This window comes from Micromonospora sp. C41, from assembly GCF_018070485.1.
Taxonomy (GTDB): domain Bacteria; phylum Actinomycetota; class Actinomycetes; order Mycobacteriales; family Micromonosporaceae; genus Micromonospora; species Micromonospora chalcea.
Genome location: NZ_JAGPXP010000002.1, coordinates 213,157 through 233,573, shown reverse-complemented (window position 1 = coordinate 233,573; position 20,417 = coordinate 213,157). Strand labels below are relative to the sequence as shown.

Annotated in this window: 17 protein-coding genes; 8 read left to right on the top strand and 9 right to left on the bottom strand. The window is 75.1% G+C overall.

Annotated features, from left to right (window positions below):
• Positions 1 to 45 precede the first annotated feature (45 nt).
• Positions 46 to 1,362, bottom strand: a complete 1,317-nt coding sequence (locus KBX43_RS03310; RefSeq protein ID WP_210873351.1) for a low temperature requirement protein A — start codon at positions 1,360 to 1,362, stop codon at positions 46 to 48.
• A gap of 112 nt (positions 1,363 to 1,474) precedes the next feature.
• On the opposite strand from KBX43_RS03310, the gene lnt reads away from it, so the two are divergent.
• From lnt to KBX43_RS03295, 3 genes are read left to right on the top strand one after another with little or no spacing between them, the layout of a single operon-like run.
• A complete protein-coding gene (gene lnt, locus KBX43_RS03305; protein ID WP_043324109.1) occupies positions 1,475 to 3,064 on the top strand; it encodes an apolipoprotein N-acyltransferase in 1,590 nt (529 codons plus the stop codon).
• A gap of 26 nt (positions 3,065 to 3,090) precedes the next feature.
• Entirely contained in the window at positions 3,091 to 3,882 is a 792-nt protein-coding gene (locus KBX43_RS03300; protein WP_210882957.1) for a polyprenol monophosphomannose synthase, read from the top strand.
• A gap of 53 nt (positions 3,883 to 3,935) precedes the next feature.
• Positions 3,936 to 4,475: an FxsA family protein gene (locus tag KBX43_RS03295; RefSeq protein WP_210872552.1), complete on the top strand. Its 540-nt coding sequence runs from the start codon at positions 3,936 to 3,938 to the stop codon at positions 4,473 to 4,475.
• A gap of 182 nt (positions 4,476 to 4,657) precedes the next feature.
• Here KBX43_RS03295 and KBX43_RS03290 read toward each other — a convergent pair whose 3' ends face one another.
• On the bottom strand, positions 4,658 to 4,999 hold the full coding sequence (locus tag KBX43_RS03290) for an RNA polymerase-binding protein RbpA (protein ID WP_007070998.1): 342 nt from the start codon (positions 4,997 to 4,999) through the stop codon (positions 4,658 to 4,660).
• A 224-nt stretch (positions 5,000 to 5,223) separates the two neighbouring features.
• Here KBX43_RS03290 and KBX43_RS03285 point away from each other — a divergent pair, with 224 nt between their 5' ends.
• Positions 5,224 to 6,705 (top strand): peptide MFS transporter, encoded by a 1,482-nt coding sequence (locus KBX43_RS03285; RefSeq protein WP_043330143.1) that lies wholly within the window; start codon positions 5,224 to 5,226, stop codon positions 6,703 to 6,705.
• 6 nt (positions 6,706 to 6,711) lie between these two features.
• Here the strand turns inward: KBX43_RS03285 and KBX43_RS03280 are convergent, their stop codons facing one another.
• From KBX43_RS03280 to KBX43_RS03270, 3 genes are read right to left on the bottom strand one after another with little or no spacing between them, the layout of a single operon-like run.
• Positions 6,712 to 7,302: a pyridoxamine 5'-phosphate oxidase family protein gene (locus KBX43_RS03280; protein WP_043324102.1), complete on the bottom strand. Its 591-nt coding sequence runs from the start codon at positions 7,300 to 7,302 to the stop codon at positions 6,712 to 6,714.
• 58 nt (positions 7,303 to 7,360) lie between these two features.
• The gene (locus KBX43_RS03275) at positions 7,361 to 8,482 is read right to left on the bottom strand and encodes a hypothetical protein (RefSeq protein WP_210882955.1); all 1,122 of its coding nucleotides are present in this window, start codon (positions 8,480 to 8,482) and stop codon (positions 7,361 to 7,363) included.
• Positions 8,483 to 8,494: 12 nt separating this feature from the next.
• Positions 8,495 to 9,847 carry an MFS transporter gene (locus KBX43_RS03270; protein WP_210882949.1) on the bottom strand — a complete coding sequence of 451 codons (1,353 nt, stop codon included), beginning with the start codon at positions 9,845 to 9,847 and terminating at the stop codon, positions 8,495 to 8,497.
• Between the two features lie 73 nt (positions 9,848 to 9,920).
• On the opposite strand from KBX43_RS03270, the gene KBX43_RS03265 reads away from it, so the two are divergent.
• From KBX43_RS03265 to KBX43_RS03250, 4 genes are read left to right on the top strand one after another with little or no spacing between them, the layout of a single operon-like run.
• On the top strand, positions 9,921 to 10,571 hold the full coding sequence (locus tag KBX43_RS03265; protein WP_227457361.1) for a TetR/AcrR family transcriptional regulator: 651 nt from the start codon (positions 9,921 to 9,923) through the stop codon (positions 10,569 to 10,571).
• Between the two features lie 54 nt (positions 10,572 to 10,625).
• A complete protein-coding gene (locus tag KBX43_RS03260) occupies positions 10,626 to 11,933 on the top strand; it encodes an NAD(P)/FAD-dependent oxidoreductase (RefSeq protein WP_210882947.1) in 1,308 nt (435 codons plus the stop codon).
• A complete protein-coding gene (locus tag KBX43_RS03255; RefSeq protein ID WP_247677084.1) occupies positions 11,930 to 12,850 on the top strand; it encodes an SDR family oxidoreductase in 921 nt (306 codons plus the stop codon). The genes KBX43_RS03260 and KBX43_RS03255 overlap by 4 nt, the downstream gene beginning before the upstream one ends.
• Positions 12,851 to 12,859: 9 nt before the next feature.
• On the top strand, positions 12,860 to 13,369 hold the full coding sequence (locus tag KBX43_RS03250; RefSeq protein WP_210882945.1) for an NUDIX domain-containing protein: 510 nt from the start codon (positions 12,860 to 12,862) through the stop codon (positions 13,367 to 13,369).
• On the opposite strand, the gene KBX43_RS03245 is transcribed toward KBX43_RS03250, so the two are convergent.
• From KBX43_RS03245 to KBX43_RS03230, 4 genes are all read right to left on the bottom strand, one after another.
• On the bottom strand, positions 13,366 to 15,543 hold the full coding sequence (locus KBX43_RS03245; RefSeq protein ID WP_210882936.1) for a glycoside hydrolase N-terminal domain-containing protein: 2,178 nt from the start codon (positions 15,541 to 15,543) through the stop codon (positions 13,366 to 13,368). The genes KBX43_RS03250 and KBX43_RS03245 overlap by 4 nt on opposite strands.
• A complete protein-coding gene (locus KBX43_RS03240) occupies positions 15,540 to 16,559 on the bottom strand; it encodes a LacI family DNA-binding transcriptional regulator (protein ID WP_113974081.1) in 1,020 nt (339 codons plus the stop codon). The genes KBX43_RS03245 and KBX43_RS03240 overlap by 4 nt, the downstream gene beginning before the upstream one ends.
• Positions 16,556 to 18,964 (bottom strand): beta-glucosidase, encoded by a 2,409-nt coding sequence (locus KBX43_RS03235; RefSeq protein WP_210882935.1) that lies wholly within the window; start codon positions 18,962 to 18,964, stop codon positions 16,556 to 16,558. Before KBX43_RS03235 ends, KBX43_RS03240 begins: the two co-directional genes overlap by 4 nt.
• Positions 18,965 to 19,205: 241 nt before the next feature.
• Positions 19,206 to 20,405 (bottom strand): ROK family transcriptional regulator, encoded by a 1,200-nt coding sequence (locus KBX43_RS03230; RefSeq protein ID WP_210882933.1) that lies wholly within the window; start codon positions 20,403 to 20,405, stop codon positions 19,206 to 19,208.
• Positions 20,406 to 20,417: the final 12 nt, after the last annotated feature.

The window sequence follows — 20,417 nt, the reverse complement described above, 5'->3', positions numbered from 1 at the left end:
GATTGTCGCCTGTCGCCGGTACCGCCCACACTCCCCACCCGCCGGTCACAGGTGACGCCGGCGCCATTCGGACTGCTCCCGCTCGGCGGCGACCTGCTCGTCCAACGCGGTCCGGCGCACCTGACGACGCCACGGGTCACCCGCGCGCAGACCGAACAGCACCAGGAAGACGCTGACCGCCGCCAGGATCGCCAGAGCGGCCACCACCGGCAGCCGGCCCGCCCACGGCAGCCCCACCGCCAGCACGAGCACCACACAGGTGGCGACCGCCGGAATCCGTTGGGTCGCCCGCACCGCCAGCGCCAGCAGTCCCAACATGTAGATGACCACCCCGGCGAACAGCACCCGGCTGTCCAGCTCGGCGGCGTGTTCCCACCAGGGATCGCCGTGCGGGTGGGAGATGACGGTGAGGTAGCGCTTGAGCCCGAGGGCGAACAGGATGATCCCGGTGATCAGCGGCAGGTGCAGGTAGGCGTAGGCGTCGCGGGCGAGCGCCGCCCGTGCCCGGACGTCGCGGGTGCGATGCAGCCGCTGCTCCAGCGCGGGTGCCAGAGTGTCGAAGTACAGCCACCACAGGGACGCGATGATGGTGACGCCGAGCACCGACGCCACGATCACCGGCCACGTGGCCGGCAAGCCGGCGCTCAGCTTCGGTCCCAGCCCGAGCGAAATGATCGACTCGCCGAGCGCGATGAGCAGGATCAGCGCGTATCGCTCGGCCCAGTGGGCGGCGGACACGACTGTCAGCCCGGCGCTGGGGGCGAGGCCCCCGGAGGTGTACTCGATGCAGACCGCGGCCAGCCACAGCGCCAGCGGCAGCCACCTCCCCCAGGGCTGCTGGGGTGACTCGGGCAGTGCCTTGGTGGCGAGGATCAACGCCACGCTGGTCAGCGGTGGGAGACCGAGGCGCAGGGCGGTCCGTCCGCGGCGGCTGCTGCGGGCCAGGAACACCAGCACCTGGGCCGCCCGGATGATGAGGTAGCAGCAGGCGAACAAGACCAGACCGGGCGGACCGGACTGCTGCTGCGCCTGCTCCTCGGCGAACGCCGACGGTGTGCTCAGCGTCAGCACGAACAGCGCGGCCACCGTGACCGAGCCGACAAGCGGCATCACCCCCTGGTCGGTGCGGACGACGTTGCCCAGGGCGGCGAAGGACACCCAGCACCACCACAGCAGCAACAGCAACAGCAGTCCCGCCAGCAACGACCTGCCGCTCAGGGTTTCGGAGAGGACGTTCGTGACGTTCAGGAACGCGAACACGAACACCAGGTCGTAGAACAACTCCACCCGGGTGACGCGCGAGCCGGGCGCGGTCGGCAGGACACGACCCCGTCCCCGCTCAGCGTTCATGCTGCCGAGCATGGCAGCGGGCCCCGCCCACCGAGGCGCAGTTGCCCGATCGGTGGCGCAGGGGCGCGGGCCGACGGCCGGTACGGGCGGGTAGCCTTCGGCCCGTGATCGTGGGGAGAAGCCGGTGACGACGCTGGAGCAGGAGCAGTCGCGCACCGTCGCCGACGGGGCGCGTCCCCTGCCGCTGACGCTGGCCGTGCCGGCCGCCGTGCTGGCCGGGGTGGCGCTGCTGCTGGCGTTCCCGCCGTACGGGATGTGGCCCCTCGCCCCGGTCGGGGTGGCGTTGCTGGCGGCCGCCGCGCACCGGCGGCGGTTGCGGGCCGGCGCCGGGCTGGGCTTCCTCACCGGGGTGGCGCTGTTCGCGCCGCTGCTGGAATGGACGAACCTGCACACCGGCTACCTGCCGTGGGCGCTGCTGTCGCTGCTGCAGGCCGCCTACCTGGCGCTGCTGGGCGCCGCCACCGCCTGGGTGTCGCCGCTGGCCGACCGGCACCGGGCGGCATGGCCGCTGCTCACCGGCGTGCTGTGGGTGGGGCAGGAGGCGCTGCGTGACCGCACCCCGTTCGGCGGGTTCCCGTGGGGGCGGCTGGCGTTCAGCCAGGACACGTCGCCGATGCTGCGGCTGGCCGCGCTCGGCGGCGCGCCGCTGGTCACGTTCGCGGTAGCGGTCGCCGGTGGGATCCTCGTCGCGGTGGCGTGGCGGGACTGGCGTCGCGCGCCCGGTCAGTGGCGGCCGGTGGCCGGGCTCACCGCCGGGCTGGTCGCGCTGCTCGCCGCCGGCCCGGCCGTGCCCGCCGAGGTACGCGGCGCGGACGGCACCGTCACCGTCGCGATCGTGCAGGGCAACGTGCCGCGCCTCGGGCTGGACTTCAACGCGCAGCGGCAGGCGGTGCTCAACAACCACGTCGACGCCACGCTGGAACTGGCCGAACGGGTCACCGAGGGCGGGCAGCCCCGCCCCGACCTGGTGGTGTGGCCGGAGAACTCCAGCGACATCGACCCGCTGCGCAACCCGGCCGCGGGGGAACGGATCGGGCAGGCCGCCGACGCGATCGGCGCGCCGATCCTGGTCGGCGCGGTGCTCGCCGGCCCGGAGGCGGGGCAGGTGCGCAACGTGGGGCTGCTGTGGCGGCCCGGCACGGGCGTCGACCTGGACCAGACGTACGTCAAGCGGCATCCGGTGCCGTTCGCCGAGTACGTGCCGCTGCGATCCCTCGCCCGCATGGTCAGCTCGCAGGTCGACCGGGTCAGCTCCGACTTCGTCCCCGGTGACCGGCCCGGCGTGGTCGACGCCGGCGCGGCGGTCCTCGGCGACGTGATCTGCTTCGAGGTCGCCTACGACGGGATCGTCCGGGACACCGTGACCGGCGGCGCGCAGCTGCTGGTGGTGCAGACCAACAACGCCACGTTCGACGTGGCCGAGGCCCGCCAGCAGCTGGCCATGGTGCGGTTGCGGGCGGTGGAGCACGGCCGGGCCGCGTTGATGGCCTCCACGGTCGGAGTGTCCGGGTTCGTTACCCCCGACGGGCGGGTAGACGGTGCGACCGGGTTCAACACCGCCGCGGTGGTGGTGCGGCAGATGGAACTCGGCAACGGGCGTACCCCGGCGACCACGGCCGGGGTGTGGCCGGAGGTGGCGCTCACGGCGCTGGCGGTCGCGGCCCTGGCCGGCGCGGCCGTGCTGCGCCGGCGCCGGGAGGTCGCTCCCGGCTGAGCCGACGAGCGGGAGGCGGTGCGACGGTGGCGGTGACAGCCGACAGGCGGACGGCCGGCCACCCCGGGGTGGGGCGGGTCCTGGTGGTCATCCCCACCTACAACGAGGCCGACAACGTCGAACGGATCGTCGCCCGGGTACGCGCGGCGGCGCCGGGGGTGGACGTGCTCGTCGCCGACGACAACAGCCCAGACGGCACCGGCGCGATCGCGAACCGGCTCTCCGGGGACGACTCGCGGGTGCACGTGCTGCACCGCGAAGGCAAGGAAGGGCTCGGCGCGGCCTACCTGGCCGGTTTCGCCTGGGCCCGCGCACGCGGCTACGACGCCGTGGTGGAGATGGACGCCGACGGCTCGCACGCGCCGGAGGACCTGCCGGCGCTGCTGGACGCCGCCCGCGACGCCGACGTGGTGATCGGCTCCCGGTGGACGCGCGGCGCGCGGGTGCTGAACTGGCCGTGGCAGCGGCTGCTGCTGTCGCGGGTCGGCAACCTGTACGCGCGGCTCGCGCTGGGCATGCCGGTCAGCGACGCCACCGGCGGCTACCGGGTGTACCGGCGCAGCGCGCTGGACGCCATCGACCTGGACTCGGTGCGCTCCCAGGGGTACGCCTTCCAGGTCGAGCTGTCCCGGCTGGCGCACCGCGCCGGGGTACGCATCGTGGAGGTGCCGATCACGTTCGCCGAGCGGGAACACGGCGACAGCAAGATGAGCCCGCTGATCGTGGCCGAGGCGCTGTGGCGGGTCACCCGGTGGGGAGTGCGGGACCGTTTGGCGACCGCGTCCGCCCGCCCGGACGCGCTCGCCCGCTGGCCTTGAGCCGAGGCGTGTCATGCTTGAGGGGCGTGATGACCCCGGGCGGATGAGGTGAGATGCGCCGAGGACTGAAGTACGTACCCCCGGCCCTGCTGCTGTTGGCGCTGCTGGAGCTGACCGTTTTCGTGCTGGTCGGCCGGGCTGTCGGGTTCGGCGTGGCGGTGCTGCTGGTGTTCGGCGCGTCCCTGCTGGGCCTGGTGCTGCTGCGCCGCGAGGGCATGCGGGCGTGGCGCGGATTCCGCGCGGCGGCGCAGGCCGGCCGCCCACCGGGCCCCGAGGTGACAGACGGGCTGGTCGGGCTGCTGGGTGCGCTGCTGCTGGCGATGCCGGGCCTGGTCAGCGGCGTGGTGGGCCTGCTGTTGCTGCTGCCGCCGATGCGCCGGCTGGCCGGTGGCGGGGTGCGCCGGGCCACCGAGCGGCGGGTGTCGTCGATGGTCGCCGGTGACCTGTTCGGGCCACGGCGGGTACGGGTGTACCGGGGCGCGCCGCAGCCGACCCCGCAGCCCACACCGTCACCGTCGCCGGGTCCCGCGCCGACGCCCCAGCCGGTCACCGACCCGGGCAAGGCCATTGAGGGCGAGATCGTAGACCGCTGACGCGCTGCGCTGCGCCCACGCGGTGCCACGCCATCGGCCTTGATCGACTCCACTTCGCCGGGGTGGTGGCATCAGACCGCGCCCGACCCCGCCACCACCCCGAAGTGGCGGCCGCGCCCCGCCCGGGCAACGGAAACGCCCCCGGGTGATCCCGGGGGCGTTTTCGGTCATGCGGGAGATGCTCAGGCGCGACCGCGACGGGTCCGGACCTCCTGGAGCCGCTCGGCGAGGATGTCCTCCAGCTCGGCGATCGAGCGCCGCTCCAGCAGCATGTCCCAGTGGGTACGCGGCGGCTTGGCCTTCTTCTGCTCCGGCTCGGTGCCGTCGACCAGGCGGGCGACGCTGCCGTCGAACTTGCACTCCCAGGTCGTCGGGACCTCGGCGTCGACGGCGAACGGCACCTCGAACTGGTGGCCCTTGGCGCAGAGGTACTCGCGGGTCTGGCGCGGCGCGAGCTCCGTGTTGCGGTCGGATTCGTAGCTGACCGCGCCCAGCCGGCTACCGCGCAGCATGCGCTCGCCCATGATCGACTTCCCCTCGTCCGTGGTGCTGGTCTTCAGGTGTAACGGCCGGTCACCGTTCGCCCATTCCCCACCCACGTCGGCAGGGCCGTACGCGGGTCGGAAGAACCAAGGGTAACCGGCCATGACAGCTGCCCGGCGGGGTCGTCCCCGGCCGGGCCGAATCGGTGGAGTGTTTCGCCTGTCAATGGGGATGTTACCCACCTGTTTGCGTGCCGGAGGTGACGATGAGCAGTGACGCGCCGGTCGGGGCCCGGCCACCCGCGGGCAAGACCTTCTTCGGTCATCCCCGTGCGCTGTCCACGCTCTTCCTCACCGAGATGTGGGAGCGGTTCAGCTTCTACGGCATGCGGGCGATCCTGGTGCTGTACCTGACCGCCGCGGTCGCCGACGGTGGGCTCGACATCGGTGAGTCCAGCGCCAACGCCGTGTACGGCACCTACAACGCCATGGTCTACCTGATGGCCCTGCCCGGTGGCTGGGTGGCGGACCGGCTGATCGGCGCGCGGCGCAGCGTCCTGTGGGGCGGCGTGGTGATCGCCGCCGGCCACTACGTGATGGCGATCCCGACCGGGTGGAGCGTGTTCGCCGGCATGGCGCTGATCGTGCTCGGCACCGGCCTGCTCAAACCGAACATCTCCACCATGGTCGGTGACCTGTACGAGCGGGACTCGCCGCGCCGCGACGCCGGGTTCTCGATCTTCTACATGGGCATCAACCTGGGCGCGTTCATCGCGCCGCTGATCACCGGCTTCCTCGGCGAGAAGATCAACTGGCACCTGGGGTTCGGCGCGGCAGCGGTCGGCATGACCTTCGGCGTACTCCAGTACGTGCTGGGCCGGCGCAACCTCGGCGACGCCGGTGCCCGCCCGGCGGACCCACTGCTCGGCGCGGACCGGCGACGCGCGCTGACCCGCATCGGCGTGGCCACAGGGATTCTGCTCGCGGTGCTGCTGGTGCTGCTGCTGGCCGGCTGGTTCACCGTCGACACCGTGGTCAACCTGCTCACCGTGGTGACGGTGCTGGTGACAGTCGGCTACTTCGCGCGGATCCTCACCGACCGGGAGATCAGCGGCACCGAACGCAGCCGGATGAAGGCGTACGTGTGGCTGTTCGTGTTCGCCGCCTCCTTCTGGCTCATCTACGACCAGGCCGGATCGGTGCTGAACATCTTCGCCGCCGACCAGACCGACCGCTCGGTGGGCGGGTTCACGTTCCCGGCGTCCTGGCTGCAGTCGGTGAACCCGATCCTGATCATCATCGGCGCGCCACTGGCCGCCGCGCTGTGGCTCAAGCTCGGGCACCGGGTGTCCACGCCCACGAAGTTCGCGGTCGGCCTGGTGCTCAACGGTCTGTCGTTCGTGCTGATGGCCGCCGCCGCGCGGGCCGCCGTCGGCGGCGACCTGGTCTCACCGCTGTGGCTGGTCGCGGTGTACGCGATCCAGGTGGCCGGCGAGCTGTCGCTGAGCCCGGTCGGCCTGTCCGCCACCACCAAACTGGCCCCGGTCAAGTACGCCAGTCAGATGCTGGGCCTGTGGTTCCTCGCCACCGCCGTCGGCGACGCGATCGGCGGCCAGGTGGCCCGGCTGGCCGGCGCCTGGTCGCAGCCGGTGTACTTCCTGACCTTCGGGCTGGCCTCGGTGGTGCTGGGCCTGGCCGCGGTGATGTTCACCCGCCAGATCCGGACCCTGATGGCCGGCATCCACTGACCTGGCTCACACCGACGGAGTGGGCGGCAGTGGCAGCGGCAGGCCGGGCAGCCCGTCGATGCTGGTGGCGACGTGGTCCTTGCCGGCGAAGTACGCGCTCAGCGACGTGTCGTCCTCCCGCGCGAACCGGCGTTCGTGCAGGTCGCGGTCGGCGTCGTAGGTCATGAACGGCACCGCGTAGCCGCACGTGTCGCGGATCAGCTCGGCGTGCGCCACGATGATCGCCCGCAGGCCGTGCGGGCCGGGGTCGATGTCGGGGAAGTGCCGCAGCAGGCCGGGCCAGCGCGGGTCGTCACGGAACACCGGTTCGCCGCGCCCGTGCACCCGCACGATGTTCGGCGGGCCGGCGAACGCGCACCACATCAGCGTGATCCGGCCGTTCTCCCGCAGGTGGGCGATGGTCTCGGCGTTGCTGCCGGCGAAGTCCAGATACGCCACCGTGTGCTCGTCGAGCACCGCGAAGCAGCCGCGCAGCCCTTTCGGGGACAGGTTGACGGTGCCGTCACCGGACAGCGGGGCGGTGGCGACGAAGAACATCGGCTGCGCCTCGATGAAGTCCCGCAGCCGGCCGTCGATGCGCTCGTATGTCTTTCCCATGCCCCGATCCTCGCCGCCGGCACGGGTCCGGCGCTGCCCCCTTCCCAGCCCGTGGCGGTCAGCCGGTGCGGGTGCCGAGCCGCGCCAGCGCCGTCGCCAGGTCACTGACCTGGTCGGCGAGCTGCCCGGCGCGCCGCTGCGCGGCGTCCCGGTCCGCCTCGATCACGGCCGTGCGCGCGGCCAGGTCGGCCGCCCGCGCCTCGGCGGCGCTCGCGGCACGCCGCACGTCGGCCAGCTCCGCGGCGAGCGCGTCCCGCTCGGCGGTACGGGCCGCGGCCTGCTCCACCGCGGCGGCCACGTCGGCACGGAACCGCTCGACGGCAGCGGCAGCCTCGGCGCGGACCGCCTCGATCGCCGCGCTCGCCTCGGCGCGGGCCCGCTCCAGCGCCGCCTCGGCGTCGGCACGTACCGCGTCGGCCCGGTCCCGCTCGGCGCGCGCCCGGTCGGCGTCGGCGCGGGACTGTTCGGCCCGGTCCAGGGCCTCGGCGGCGGACCGGGTGGCCCGCTCGGCGTCGGCGCGGGCGGTGTCCCGTTCGGTGGTCAGCTCGGCGACGCGGCGGCGTTCGGCGTCGCGTTCGGCGCGTACCGTGCGCAGGTCGTGCCGGGCGGCGTCGCGGTCGCGTTCGGCCTGCACCCGCAGCGCCTGCGCCGCGCCCGCCTCGGCGCGGGCCGCGTCGCGGGCGTCCTCTGCGGCGGCGACCCGCTCGGCGGCCGTCGCGGCCGCCGCCTCTGCCCGCTCGGCCCGGTCGGCGGCGGCGTCGCGTTCGGCGTACGCGGCGCGGGCCTGCTGCCGTTCGCGGGCCGCTGCCGCGGTCGCGTCCTCGGTTTCGCGGCGGGCCTCGTCGCGTTCGGCGTGCGCGGCCGCCACCTGCGCGGACGTCTCCGCGCGCAGCTCGGCGAGCTGCCGTTCCACACCCGCCGGGGACAGCTCGGCGTGCAGCGCCTCGGTGAGGGTCTCGACGATCTGGTCGAGCCGGTCCACCGCCTCCCAGGTGCGCGCCACCTGCCCGGGCAGGCCGGGGGAGTTGCGGTGACGCATCCGCGAGTTGCGCGCGGCCCGCTGGCAGGCGCCGTCGTTGTCCCGGCAGTAGCGGAACGGGCGGCCCGCGCCGACGCGCTGCGGCACGTCGCGTCCGCAGTGGGCGCAGGGTCGGGTGTCGGTGGCGGGCTCGGCGTCCATCGGGGGCGAAGTCTATCCGGCGGCGTCGGCGCGGGCCGCGCCGTCGAGGGTGTAGCGGCGCTGCAACAGCACCGCTACCACCATCACGGCGGCGGGCAGCAGCCCGAAGCCGTAGCGCAGCGCGTCCAGCGCGGCCGGGGACTGGGTCACGGTCTGCCCGGCGGTCGAGGCCACGAACCCGCCGGCGGCCAGGCACAGCGCGTACGCGTACGGGCCCAGCGCCGCGCCGGTGGCCTCGGTGGCGGTCCACACCCCGGTGTACGTGCCGGCCCGCTCGGCGCCGCCGCCCGCGCGGATCACGTCGGGCAGCATCGAGAACGGCAGCAACTGCATGCCGGCGAACGCCACCCCGAGCACCGCCACGGCGGCCACCAGCACCGGCAGTCCGGCGGGACGGCCGATCGCCAGCACCAGCGACCCGGCGGCGAACGCGGCCTGCGCGGCGAGCAGGGCGCGTTGCTTGCCGATCCGCCGCGCCAGCGTCAGCCAGACCGGGGTCACCAGCAGCGCGGGCGCGACGAACGCGGCCACGAGCACTGTGGTGAGTCCGGGGCGGCCCAGCTCGTACTCGGCGTAGTAGGGCACGCCGGCCAGCACGAGGTGGGTGGTGGTGGACATGGCCAGGTACGCGCCGACCAGCCAGCGGAACTGCCGGTCCCGCAGGCTCGCGGCCAGCGCCCGCCACCCGCCCGGACCGTGCGGCGGGGCCGTGTCGGCGGCGGTACGGCGCAGCCGGCCGATCCCGGCGACGCCGACCAGCATCGCGGCGAGCATCCCGGCCGCCAGCACCACGCCCATCAGCAGGTAACCGTCGCGGGTGGCGTCGTCGCCGCCGGCCAGCAGCGGCGCGAGCAGCCCGGAGACCAGGATGCCGAGCGTCAGCACCACCATCCGGAACGCCATCAGCCGGGTCCGCTCGTGGTAGCCGATCCGCAGATCGGCAGGGGTGGCCAGGTAGGGCACCTGGTACGCGGCGAACAGCAGGTTGCCGGCGACGAAGAACACCGCCACCCAGCCGGCCGCGGCGGCGCCGGTGAGGCCGCCGGGCACCGCGAACAGCGCGGCGAACGCCAGCGGCAGCGCGCACCCGGCCAGCAGCAGCCGTCGGCGGTGACCCCGGCGGGCCTGCTCGACGTCGCAGAGGTGCCCGATCCACGGGTGCAGCAGCACGTCGGCGATCTTCGGCAGCAGCAGGGTGAGCCCGGCCAGCCACGGGGCGACCGCCAGCACGTCGGTCAGGAAGTAGAGCAGCAGCAGCCCGGGCACTGTCACCCAGACGCCCATGCCGAGTGAGCCGGTGGCGAACCCGGCGAGCGGGCCGCGTGGCAGGGTGAGCGCGTCGGAGCGCTGATCCAGCCCGGTCATCGCGGCCTCCTGTCCTCGGGGCACGCCGCCCCCAATCCAACGGTTGCTGGATTGTAGGGGGAACAATGGCCGGATGACCATGCCTCGCCGCCGGCCCGGTCGGCCCCGCCGCGACGACCAGCGCCCGACCCGTGACCTGGTGCTCGCCGCCGCCACCGCGTTGTTCGCCGAGCGGGGCTTCGACGCGGTCAGCGTCCGCGACGTCGCCGCCGCGGCCGGGGTGGACGCCGCCACCGTGGTGCACCACACCGGCACCAAGGCGCAGCTCTACGACGCCTGCTTCGCCCGGGTGTTCAGCGCCGAGCGGGAGGTCATCGAGGCAGCCGGGGAGCGCGCCCGGGCGGCCCTGTCCGCCGGGCCGCACGACGCGCTGCGCGCGCTGCACGACCTGCTGGACGTGTTCGTCGACTTCCTGGAGGACCGGCCGGAGACCACCGCGTTGTGGCTGCGCCGCTGGCTGGAGCCGCAGCGGCACGGCGAGCTGGACCGCCGCTACGCCGCGCCGCTGTACGGGCTGGTCGAGGAGCTGCTCGTCGCGGCGGCCGAGGCGGGCGCGCTGACCGAGCCGACGCCGCACGTGACGGTGCGTTCCCTGGTCTGGACGGTGCACGGGCACGTGGTGGCCCTGGCCGCCGGGACCGGCTCGGGCGCGCGCGAGCGGCGGGAGTTCCGGGCGTTCGTGCACCGCTTCCTCGACGCGCTGTACGGCGGCGCCCGGCCTTGACGCCGGCCCGCACTCCGGGGATTATCCATCGGTCGTTGGATTAAGGAGGCGGGTATGGCCACACCGAGGGTCGCTGTCGTCGGCGCCGGAGCCGCCGGGCTGGCCACGCTCAAGGCGCTCGCCGACGCCGGCATCCCGGCCGTCGCGTTCGAGGCGGCCGACACGCTCGGCGGCCTCTGGGTGTACGGCGCACCCGGCTCGCCCGCGTACCGGACGCTGCACCTGAACACCAGCAAGGGGCGCACCGAGTTCGCCGACCACCCGATGCCCGCCGACTGGCCCGACTACCCCGACCACACCCGCGTCGCCGGCTACCTCGCCGACTACGCCGACCGGTTCGGGCTGCGCGAGGCGGTACGGCTGCGCCACACCGTCGAGCGGGTCACCCGCAGCGGCGACGGCTGGCGGGTGCGGGCCACCGGCCCGGACGGCCCGGTCGCTGTCGACGTCGAGGCGGTGGTGGTCGCCAACGGGCACAACCGGGTGCCGAAGCGGCCCGAGCCGTACCCCGGCGAGTGCGCCGCCGAGCAGATGCACAGCCACGACTACCGAGGGCCGGAACAGCTCGCCGGCCGACGGGTCCTGGTGGTCGGTGGCGGCAACTCCGCCATGGACATCGCCGTCGACGCCTCGTACGCCGCCGCGCGCACGCTGCTGTCGCTGCGCCGCGGCGTCTGGGTGGTGCCGAAGTACCTGCTCGGCCGCCCGTCGGACACGCTCAACGGCGCGCTGGCCCGCCGGCTGCCGTGGCGGCTGCGGCAGCGCATCAGCCAGACCATGATCACCACTGCGGTCGGCCCGCCCACCCGGTACGGGCTGCCCGCACCGGCGCACGGCTTCCTCCAGGACCACCCGACGCTGTCCGACGCGCTGCTGTCCCGCCTCACCCACGGCGACATCCAGGCCCGGCCCGGTATCGCCCGCTTCGACGGCAACCGGGTCGAGTTCACCGACGGCCGCCACGACGAGATCGACCTGGTCGTCTGGTGCACCGGCTACCGCGTCGAGATGCCGTTCCTCGACCCGGCGCTGCTCGGCGACGGCCCCGACCGGCTTCCGCTGTACCGGCACGTCTTCCACCTGGACGCCCCCGGGCTGGCGTTCGTCGGGCTGATGCAGTCCACCGGCGCCGCGTTCCCCCTGGTCGAGGCGCAGGCCCGGCTGGTAGCCGCGCGCCTGGCCGGCACCTGGACGCCCCCGGACGCGGCCCGGCAGGCCGCCGCCTGCCGCGACGAGCTGCGCGCCGCCACCGCCCGGTGGGGGCAACGCCGCCCGCACATGCGCGTCGACTTCGACGTCTACCTGGCCGAACTGGGCCGCGAACTGGCCGCCGGCCGGCGCCGCGCCGGAGCGGCACGATGAACGCCCCGGGACGGCCCCCGGCCGAGGACGCGCAGCGGACCGGATCCGGCGCGGCAGGCCGAGGCTCGGCCGCCGGATCCGGCACGCCGGGCCGCAGCGCCCTGGCCGGACGACGCGTGCTGGTCACCGGCGCGCGCGGCACGTTCGGGCAGCACCTGGGCGCGGCGCTCACCGCCGCCGGCGCGCACGTGGTCGGGCTGGACCTGCACGCCGACCCCGACGCCACCCCTGCGGTGCTCGGCGTCGACCTGACCGACCCGGCCGCGACGCCACCGGCCGTGGCCGCCGCGATCGACCGGCTCGGCGGACTCGACCTGCTCATCAACAACGCCGGGGTGGGCGGGCCCGCGCCCGCCGAGCTGCCGCCGGACGAGGTGGTACGCCGCCAGATCGAGGTGAACCTGCTCGCCGCCTGGCGTACCACCGCCGCCGCGATGTCCGCCCTGGAGGCCGCACGCGGCCGGGTGATCTTCGTGGCCAGCCGGATGGCCGTGCTGCCGCTGCCCCTCGCAGCCGCGTACGGGGTCAGCAAGCGGGCGCTCGTCGCGTACGCCGACGCGCTGCGCCACGAAGTAGGCACCCACGTCGGCGTCACCGTGGTCTACCCGAGCATGGTCGCCTCCCCGATCCACGACAGCACTGTGGCGGCCGGGCTGTCGCTGAGCGGAGTGTCCCGCCCGGAACCCGTGGAGGGAGTGGTGGCGGCGATCCTGCGCGCCGCGACCGCCCGGCGCGCACCACGGGACGTGGCCACCACCCGGCGCGGCCGGATCGAACTGGCGCTGGCCCGGCACGCCCCGGCCCTCGCGGACCGGATCGTGCGCCGTACCGTCGCCGGAAGGCTGGCCGCCGGTGACCTGGACGGTGCGGCGCTGGCCGAGGGCATGGTCCGGCGGCACCGGCAGGCCGGCGGGTAGCGTGCGCGCATGGCCGTCTCGCCCTACATCGCCCGGCTGCGCCGCCACATCGGCCACGACCTGCTCATGCTGTACGGCGTCAGCGGCGTGGTCACCGACGACGCGGGACGGGTGCTGCTGGCCCGCCGGGGCGACAACGGCCGCTGGTCGATCCCGGCCGGCACCGTCGACCCGGGCGAGCAACCAGCCGACGCGCTGGTGCGCGAGGTCCACGAGGAAACCGGCGTCAAGGTGGCTATCGACCGGCTCGCCGGTGTCGCCACCCACCCGGTGGTCTACCCCAACGGGGACGCCTGCGAATACCTGAACGTCTGGTTCCGCTGCCGGGCGATCGGCGGCGCGCCGACGGCCGACGGCGACGAGTCGCTGGCGGTGGCCTGGTTCGCCCCGGACGCGCTACCCGAACTGGACGACTGGGCGCGGCTGCGGATCGGCACCGCGCTCACCGACGACGCCCCACCCTGGTACGCCGCGCCGGGCGAGAGCCACCCGGCGCTGCGCCAGCCCGACAACCTCTAGCCGAACACCACCTCGCACGGCTGGTCCGGCGCCAGATCCACCGCACGGCGGTCCCCGGGTGCGTGCACCACCACGCGCTGCGCCACCGGCGACACCAGCCGGGCCCGGACTCGGCCCGGCGCCCAGGTCAGCTCCTCGACGGTGACCCGGCCCCGGCAGGTGACGCCGCGCAGCGTCCCGGCGGGCAGATCGGGTAGCGGCGCGGGCAGCAGCCGCAGCACCCCGGGGCGGGACTGCACCAGCGACTCGATCAGCACCGCCGGCAGCGTGTGCGCGGCGTCGGCGTTGTACGTGGTCCGGCCCGGGTTGTGCGCGCTCATCAGCGACCGGAAGAACATGTCCGTGCCGAGGATCTTGCCCAGGTTCGCCGCGACCAGGTCGCCGTCGCGCAGCCGCGCCGCCGCCAGCGCACGGTGCAGGCTGCCGTGCGCGGAACCGTCCTCGTCGCCGCGCAGCGTCAGCGCCCGGTGCGCGGCGGCGGCCAGTTCCGGGGTGTCGTCCGGGTTGATCTCGTCGAGCGGCCACACCGGATACAGGTGGCTGACGTGCCTGTGGTTCTCGTCGCCGGTGCTGCCGGTCCACGCCCACTCGGCGAGCGCGCCGCGCCCGTCCACCAGGTAGCCGGGCGGCCGTACCCCGGCCCACCGGTCCTCGCCGGTCACCTCGGCGGCCAGCCGCAGCGCGTGCCGGGCCGCGGCGACGTCCATGGTGGCGTTGATCGCGACCGGCGCGGTCCGGCCGGTGTCGTCGTACGGGCCGGTCTCCGGCGAGTACGACGGCACCAGCGCCGGCTGCCCGTCCACATCGGTCAGCACGTCGGCGAAGAAGTCCGCCACCTCGGCCAGCCAGCCGGCCACCTCGCCCAGCGGCTCACCGGTGACCAGATGATGCTCGTGCAGCGGGTGCAGCAGCCAGTCCGCGCCGGCGAGCCACGCGGTGAACGGCCAGTCGGGGTGGACGTGGAACAGGTGCCCGTGCTCGCCGTCGGTGCGGCTGGGCGCGAGCAGCCCGCGCGCGCCGTACACGGCTCGGGCGTTGGCGCGCCAGTCGGCCACCTGCGCGGCGACCAGCCGGGCGTGCGCCGCTGTCACCTCCGGCAGCGCGCCCACGTTCGCCCCGGCGAGCTGGAGGTTCAGATTCGCGTCGGTGGTGAAGTCACCGGCCCACGCCGCGTCCCAGGAGCCCAGCCACAGCCCGGTCAGCCGGGGCGGCAGCACCCCGCTGGCGCTGAACAGCAGGTACCGGCCGGAGTGGAACAGCCGCTCCAGCAGCGCCGGGTCCAGCCGGTGCGGCGCGGCGGCCTGCCGGGCCAGCAGCTCACCCACCGGCAGCGCCCGGTCGGCGGCGGGCACGCCGAGGTCCAGGCCGACCCGGGTGTACGGCCCGCGATGGCGCGGCGCGTGCCGGGCCAGCAGCGCGTCGTAGTCCCCGGCCAGCGCGGCGAGCCGCCCCTCCGAGTCCCGGGTACGCCACGGCGGCGCGTCGGGCCGGTCGACGAGCATGGTGAGCAGGGCCGGTCCGCGTACCCGCACCCGGTCGCCGTCGACGCTCACGTCGCCGCGCAGCAGCGTCAACCCCTCGAACCCGTACGCGCCGCCGGCGTGCGGGTAGCGGGCGCGTACCCGCAGGAACACCAGCCCCTCGCGGCGGTACGCGGCCTGCTCGTACACCACGTCGGCGGGCCGGCCGGGCAGCTCACCGGTCGCACCGACCACGCAGTCGCCCTGGTCGAGGTGGAGCACCGCCACGCCGTCGGCGCGGGAGGCGAAGCAGCGCCGCCGCCCGCCCGACCACTCGACTGTCACCTCCCCGGTGGTGAAGTCGGTGTCGCGCCGGTAGCCGCGTACCGGTCCCGGCGGCGCGTCGACGGTGAGCGCGTACCCGGGGTGGAACGACTGGGTCCACTCCAGCTCCCGGCCGCCGGTCAGCAGCCGGGCGGCCTCGGCACGGCGCCCGGCGAGCACCAGCGCGCGGATGTGCGGCATCCGGCCGGCCAGCTCGGGCGCGCGGGCGTCCCGGGTGCCGTTCGGCAGGACGAGCCGGTGGTGGTTCACCACGATCCGCTCCGCGTACGGCTGCCCGTGGACCATGAGTCCCAGCTCGCCGTTGCCGGTGAGGAACGCGTCAGTCCAGTCGGCGGCCGGCGCGGTGTCGTGGACGCGGTGCACGGTCACCGGCGGGCGCTGGTGTCCCGCACGGTGAGGTGCGGTTCCAGCAACGTCACCTCCGGCACTCCCTCGCCGCTCAGCCGCCGCATCAGCAACGCCACCGCCTGCCGGCCCACCTCCTCGGCGGGCACCGGTACGCAGGTGAGCCCGGACTGCTCGGCCAGCTCGTCCGGGCAGATCGCGACCACCGACACGTCGCGCGGCACCCGGCGGCCGAGCAGCGGCAGCGTGGCCAGCACCGGCCCGACCGCCGACTCGTTCTGCACCACCAGGCCGGTGACGTCCGGGTGGTCGGCGAGCAGCGCCTCCAGGTCGCGGCGTACCGCAGCCGGTCCCTCCTCGCAGGGCCGGGTCACCGCGTCGACGCCGAGCCGCCCGGCGGCGGCGCGTACCCCGGCGCGGGTGCGGTGGGCGAACCCGGTGCCCCGGTCGTAGACCGCGGCGGGCGCGCCGAGCAGCGCGATCCGCCGGTGCCCGGCGGCGGCCAGGTGTTCCACGCACAGCTCACCGGCGCGCCGGAAGTCCAGGTCCACGCAGGCCAGCCCGGTGCTGTCGGCGGGGTGCCCGATCAGGACACCCGGCAGCGCCAGTTCCCGCAGCAGCGGCACCCGGGAGTCCTCCAGCTCGACGTCCATCAGCAGCACGCCGTCGACGAGCGCGCTGCCGGCGATGCGGTGCAGCCCGGCCGGGCCCTCGTCGGCGGTGACCAGCAGCACGTCGTGGTCGTAGCGGCGGGCGGTGGTGACCACTGCGGTGGCGAAGCGCATCACCACCGGCACCTGCATGCCGGTACGCAGCGGCAGCACCAGCGCGATCACGTTGGCGCGGCGACTGGCCAGGGCGCGCGCCCCGGCGTGCGGGTGGTAGCCCAGCGCGCGGACGCTGTCGAGGACCCGTCCCCGGGTGGTGGCCGAGATGGTGCGTTTGCCGCTGAGCACGTACGAGACGGTGCTGGCGGCCACTCCGGCGTGCCGGGCCACGTCGGCGATGGTGACCTGCTCGCCGGGGACGCGCCCGCTCACCGGGCGGCTCCACAGCTGCGGTCGGCCGGGGCGACCGTCGTGGCGTCTCCGGTCACGGCGAGCGCGCCGACGAGCCGGATGTCGCGAGCGGACCGGCCCACCAGCACCGAGTGGACGGCGTCCTCCACCACCATCGCCGCGCGGGTCTCGTCCCACCAGGCCAGATCGGCGGTACGCAGGCGTATCGTCACCCGGGCCGCACAGCCCGGATCGAGCGTGACGCGGGCGAAGTCGCGCAGCTGCCGCAGCGGCTGCTTGACCCGGGAACGCCGCTGCCGGGTGTAGAGCTGCACCACTTCGGTGCCCGGGCGGCGGCCCGTGTTGGTGACCTCGACGCTCACCTCCACCTCCTCGCCGGCACGTGCCGTGGCGGTGCTCAACCGTAGGTCAGCGTAGTCGAACTCGGCGTAGCTGAGCCCGTGCCCGAACGGGTACAGCGGCTCACCCCGGTGGTAGAGGTAGGTGCTGTCCGCGCCGATGATGTCGTAGTCGAGCAGGTCGGGCAGTTCGGCCGTGTCGGCGTACCAGGTCTGGGTGAGCCGCCCGCCCGGGTCGGCGGCGCCGAGCAGCACGTCGGCGAGCCCGTTGCCGTGCTCCTGTCCACCGTGGGCGCTCCACAGCACCGCCGGCAGGTGCGCCTGCGCCCAGCCCACCGCGTACGGGTAGCTGCTGGTCAGCGCCAGCACGGTACGCGGGTTCGCGGCGTGCACCGCGCGCAGCAGCTCCTCCTGGCCGGTGGGCAGCGTCAGGTCGGCCCGGTCCTCGGTCTCCCGGCCGTTGACCATCGGGTGGTTGCCGAGCACCACCACCGCCACGTCGGCGGCGGCGGCGAGCGCGGCGGCGTCGGCGGCCCCGTCGGCGCGCAGCGTCACGGTGAACGCGGCCGGGTCGCCGGTGGCCACGCTCAGCCGCCCGTCAGGTGCGACGCCGACGTGCCGTCCGGTGGCGAGGTGACGCAGCAGCGCCGTGCCGTCGGGCCGGTGGTCCAGGCGGAACGTCTCGCGTACCACCCAGCCGCCCGGTCCGTCGCGGTCGGCCACCAGGGCCCCGGCGTCGTCGGCGCCGACGTACCGGCCGGTGTCCACGGCGCGTAGCGCCACCACGTCCCGTCCCCAGTCGACCACCTCGAACTCGGCCGCGGTGTCGCCGAGCGCCAGCGGGCCGTCGCCGTCGAGGCGTACCGCCCGGTCGCCGACGTGCAGCGTGACCCGGTCCGTGCCGGGGTGGGTGGTCACCTCCGGCAGCCGTCCGAGCAGCCCCGCGTACGCGCTGATCGTGTACGGCGGGGTGCCGCTGTACCAGTCGGTGAGCACGGTGTCGGCGAGCGGTCCGAGCACCGCGACGCGGGTGCCGGGGCGCAGCGGCAGCAGGCCGTCGTTGCGCAGCAGCACGACCGACTGGCGGGCGGCCTCGCGGGCGAGTTCCCGGTGGGCGAGGCTGTCGAGCGTGTGGGGCGGCACGTCGTCGTGGGGGTCCGGGTCCAGGTCGCCCAGGCGCGACCGGACGGACAGGATCCGCCGTACCGCCCGGTCCACGTGGGAGGGCTCGATGAGGCCGCGGGCCAGCGCCTCGGTGAGGCGTTCCACCGTGGGGGCGCTGTCCTCGTCGTCCTCGGTGAAGCTGTCGATCCCGGCGCGCAGCGCGGCGGCGAACCCGGCGACGTGGTCGGGCAGGTACTCCTGCACGCCGGCGATGTTGCCGACCGCCCCGGCGTCGCCGACCACCATGATGTCGTCGTCGGCGTAGCCGCGCAGCTCGCCCTCGATGAGCGGGCTCAGGTGCGCCGGTACGCCGTCGACCAGGTTGTACGACGCCATCACCGCGACCGCCGCGCCAGCGGCGAGCGGGGCGCGGAACGCCGGTAGCTCGTATTCGTGCAGCACCCGGGGTGGCAGGTCGCTGGACGTGGTGGCCCGGTCGGTCTCGTTGTTGTAGCCGAGGAAGTGCTTGAGCGTCGGCGCGGTGCGCAGCCGGATCGGGTGGTCGCCGCGCAGCCCCAGCGCGTACGCGGTGGCCAGCTTGCCGGTCAGCCACGGGTCCTCGGACCAGCCCTCCTCGTTGCGTCCCCAGCGGGGGTCGCGCAGCGGGTTGACCACCGGCGCCCACACCTTGAGGCCGACCCGGACCGGGTCGGCGCGGTGCTTGACCCGTACCTCGTCGCCGACGGCGGCCCCGACCGCCCGGATCAGGTCCGGGTTCCAGCTCGCGGCCAGGCCGATCGCCTGCGGGAAGACGGTGGCGGTGCCGAGCCACGCGACGCCGTGCAGCGCCTCGGTGCCGGTGCGGAACGCGCGCAGGCCGAGCCGGGGCACCGGCGCCTGCCACTGGTGCAGCAGGCCGAGCTTCTCCGGCAGCGTGAGCCGGGCCAGCAGGTCGTCGAGACGGTGGGGGACGGGGTCGGTCATGGTGGGCGCCTCCGGTCGGCGTACGGGCCGTCGCCCAGCCGTCGAAGCGCTTCGACGACCGTGCCGGTGACGGGGCGGCGCGTACGCGAAAAAGGGTGGTGGTCGGTATCGGCAGGGTCGGCCCGGAGCGGTGGTGAAGCGCTTCGACAACCGCCGAAAAACACGCCGCTTTCGCAGGTTGCCCGGTCCCGGAACGCGGCGCTACCGAGGTTGACACCTTCCGGCCGGTGCGGTCAAGGGGTCACCCGGCGGGCAGGCGTCCCGCCTCCACTGTGGCCAGCGCCGCGGTGGCCCCGCCCAGCGCGCCGGCCGCGGACCCGAGCGTGCTGGCCTCCAGCCGCACGCCGGGCGGGACCGGTGTACGGGCGGCGAGTTCGGCGTGGGCGGCCGGCAGCAGCCACGGCGAGAGCGCCGCCAGGTGCCCGCCGACCACCACCACGTCCGGGTCGAGCAGCCCGGCCAGCACCGACACCGCCTGGCCGAGCAGCCGGCCGATCTCGGTGAGCCCGGTGCGTACCGGCTCGTCCCCGGCGCGGGCGAGCGCCTGGATCCGTTCGATCTCCGGCAGGTGATCGGTGACCGGGCCGGCGTCCGGCAGCAGCCGGCCGATCACCGCGTCCACGCCGAGCAGCGCGGTCAGGCAGCCGCGCCGCCCGCACGCGCAGGGCGGGCCGTCGGCGGCCAGTGGCAGGTGCCCGATGTCGCCGGCGAAGCCCCTGCCGCCGCGCAGCAGCCGCCCGCCGCTGATCAGGCCCGCGCCGATCACCGGGCCGCCGGTGAGGTGCACCAGGTCGGCCGTGCCGGCGTACGGGCCGTGCCGCTGCTCGGCCAGGACGGCGAGGTTGGCCTCGCTGTCGACGGTGACGGGGAAACCCGGATCACGCAGCGCGCGGCGCAACGCGGCGGCGAGCGGTACGCCGCGCCAGCCGAGCGCCGGTGCGGCCGGCACGTCGCCGTCGGCGTCGACCAGCCCGGGCACGGCCACGGTGAGGCCGAGCACGGTGCGCTCGGCGCCGGTGACGCGGGTGACGGCGCGGCGGGTCAGCGCCGCGAGCGCCTTCACCGTCTCCTCGGGGCCGGCGGTGGCGGCGGGGAACGCGCGCCGCCACGTGAGCACCGGGTCGCCGCCCAGTCCGGCGGCCACCGCGACCAGCTCGTCCGCGCCGACGCGCAGCCCGAGCCCGACGTAGCGGGCGCCGTCGAGGACGAGCATGGTGGCGGGGCGGCCCACCCGGTTCTCGGTCAGCCCGGTCTCGCGCAGCAGCCCGTGTTCGATCAGCTCGCCGACCAGGCTGGAGACGGTGGCCTTGTTCAGTCCGGTGCGTGCGGCGACGTCGGCCCGGGAGCAGGGGGCGTGCCGCCGGACGTGCCGGAGCACAACGGCCCGGTTCGTCACCCGCACGTCGCCGAGGTCGGCCGTCGGCCGGTCGATGCTGATCACGTACTGCCCGCC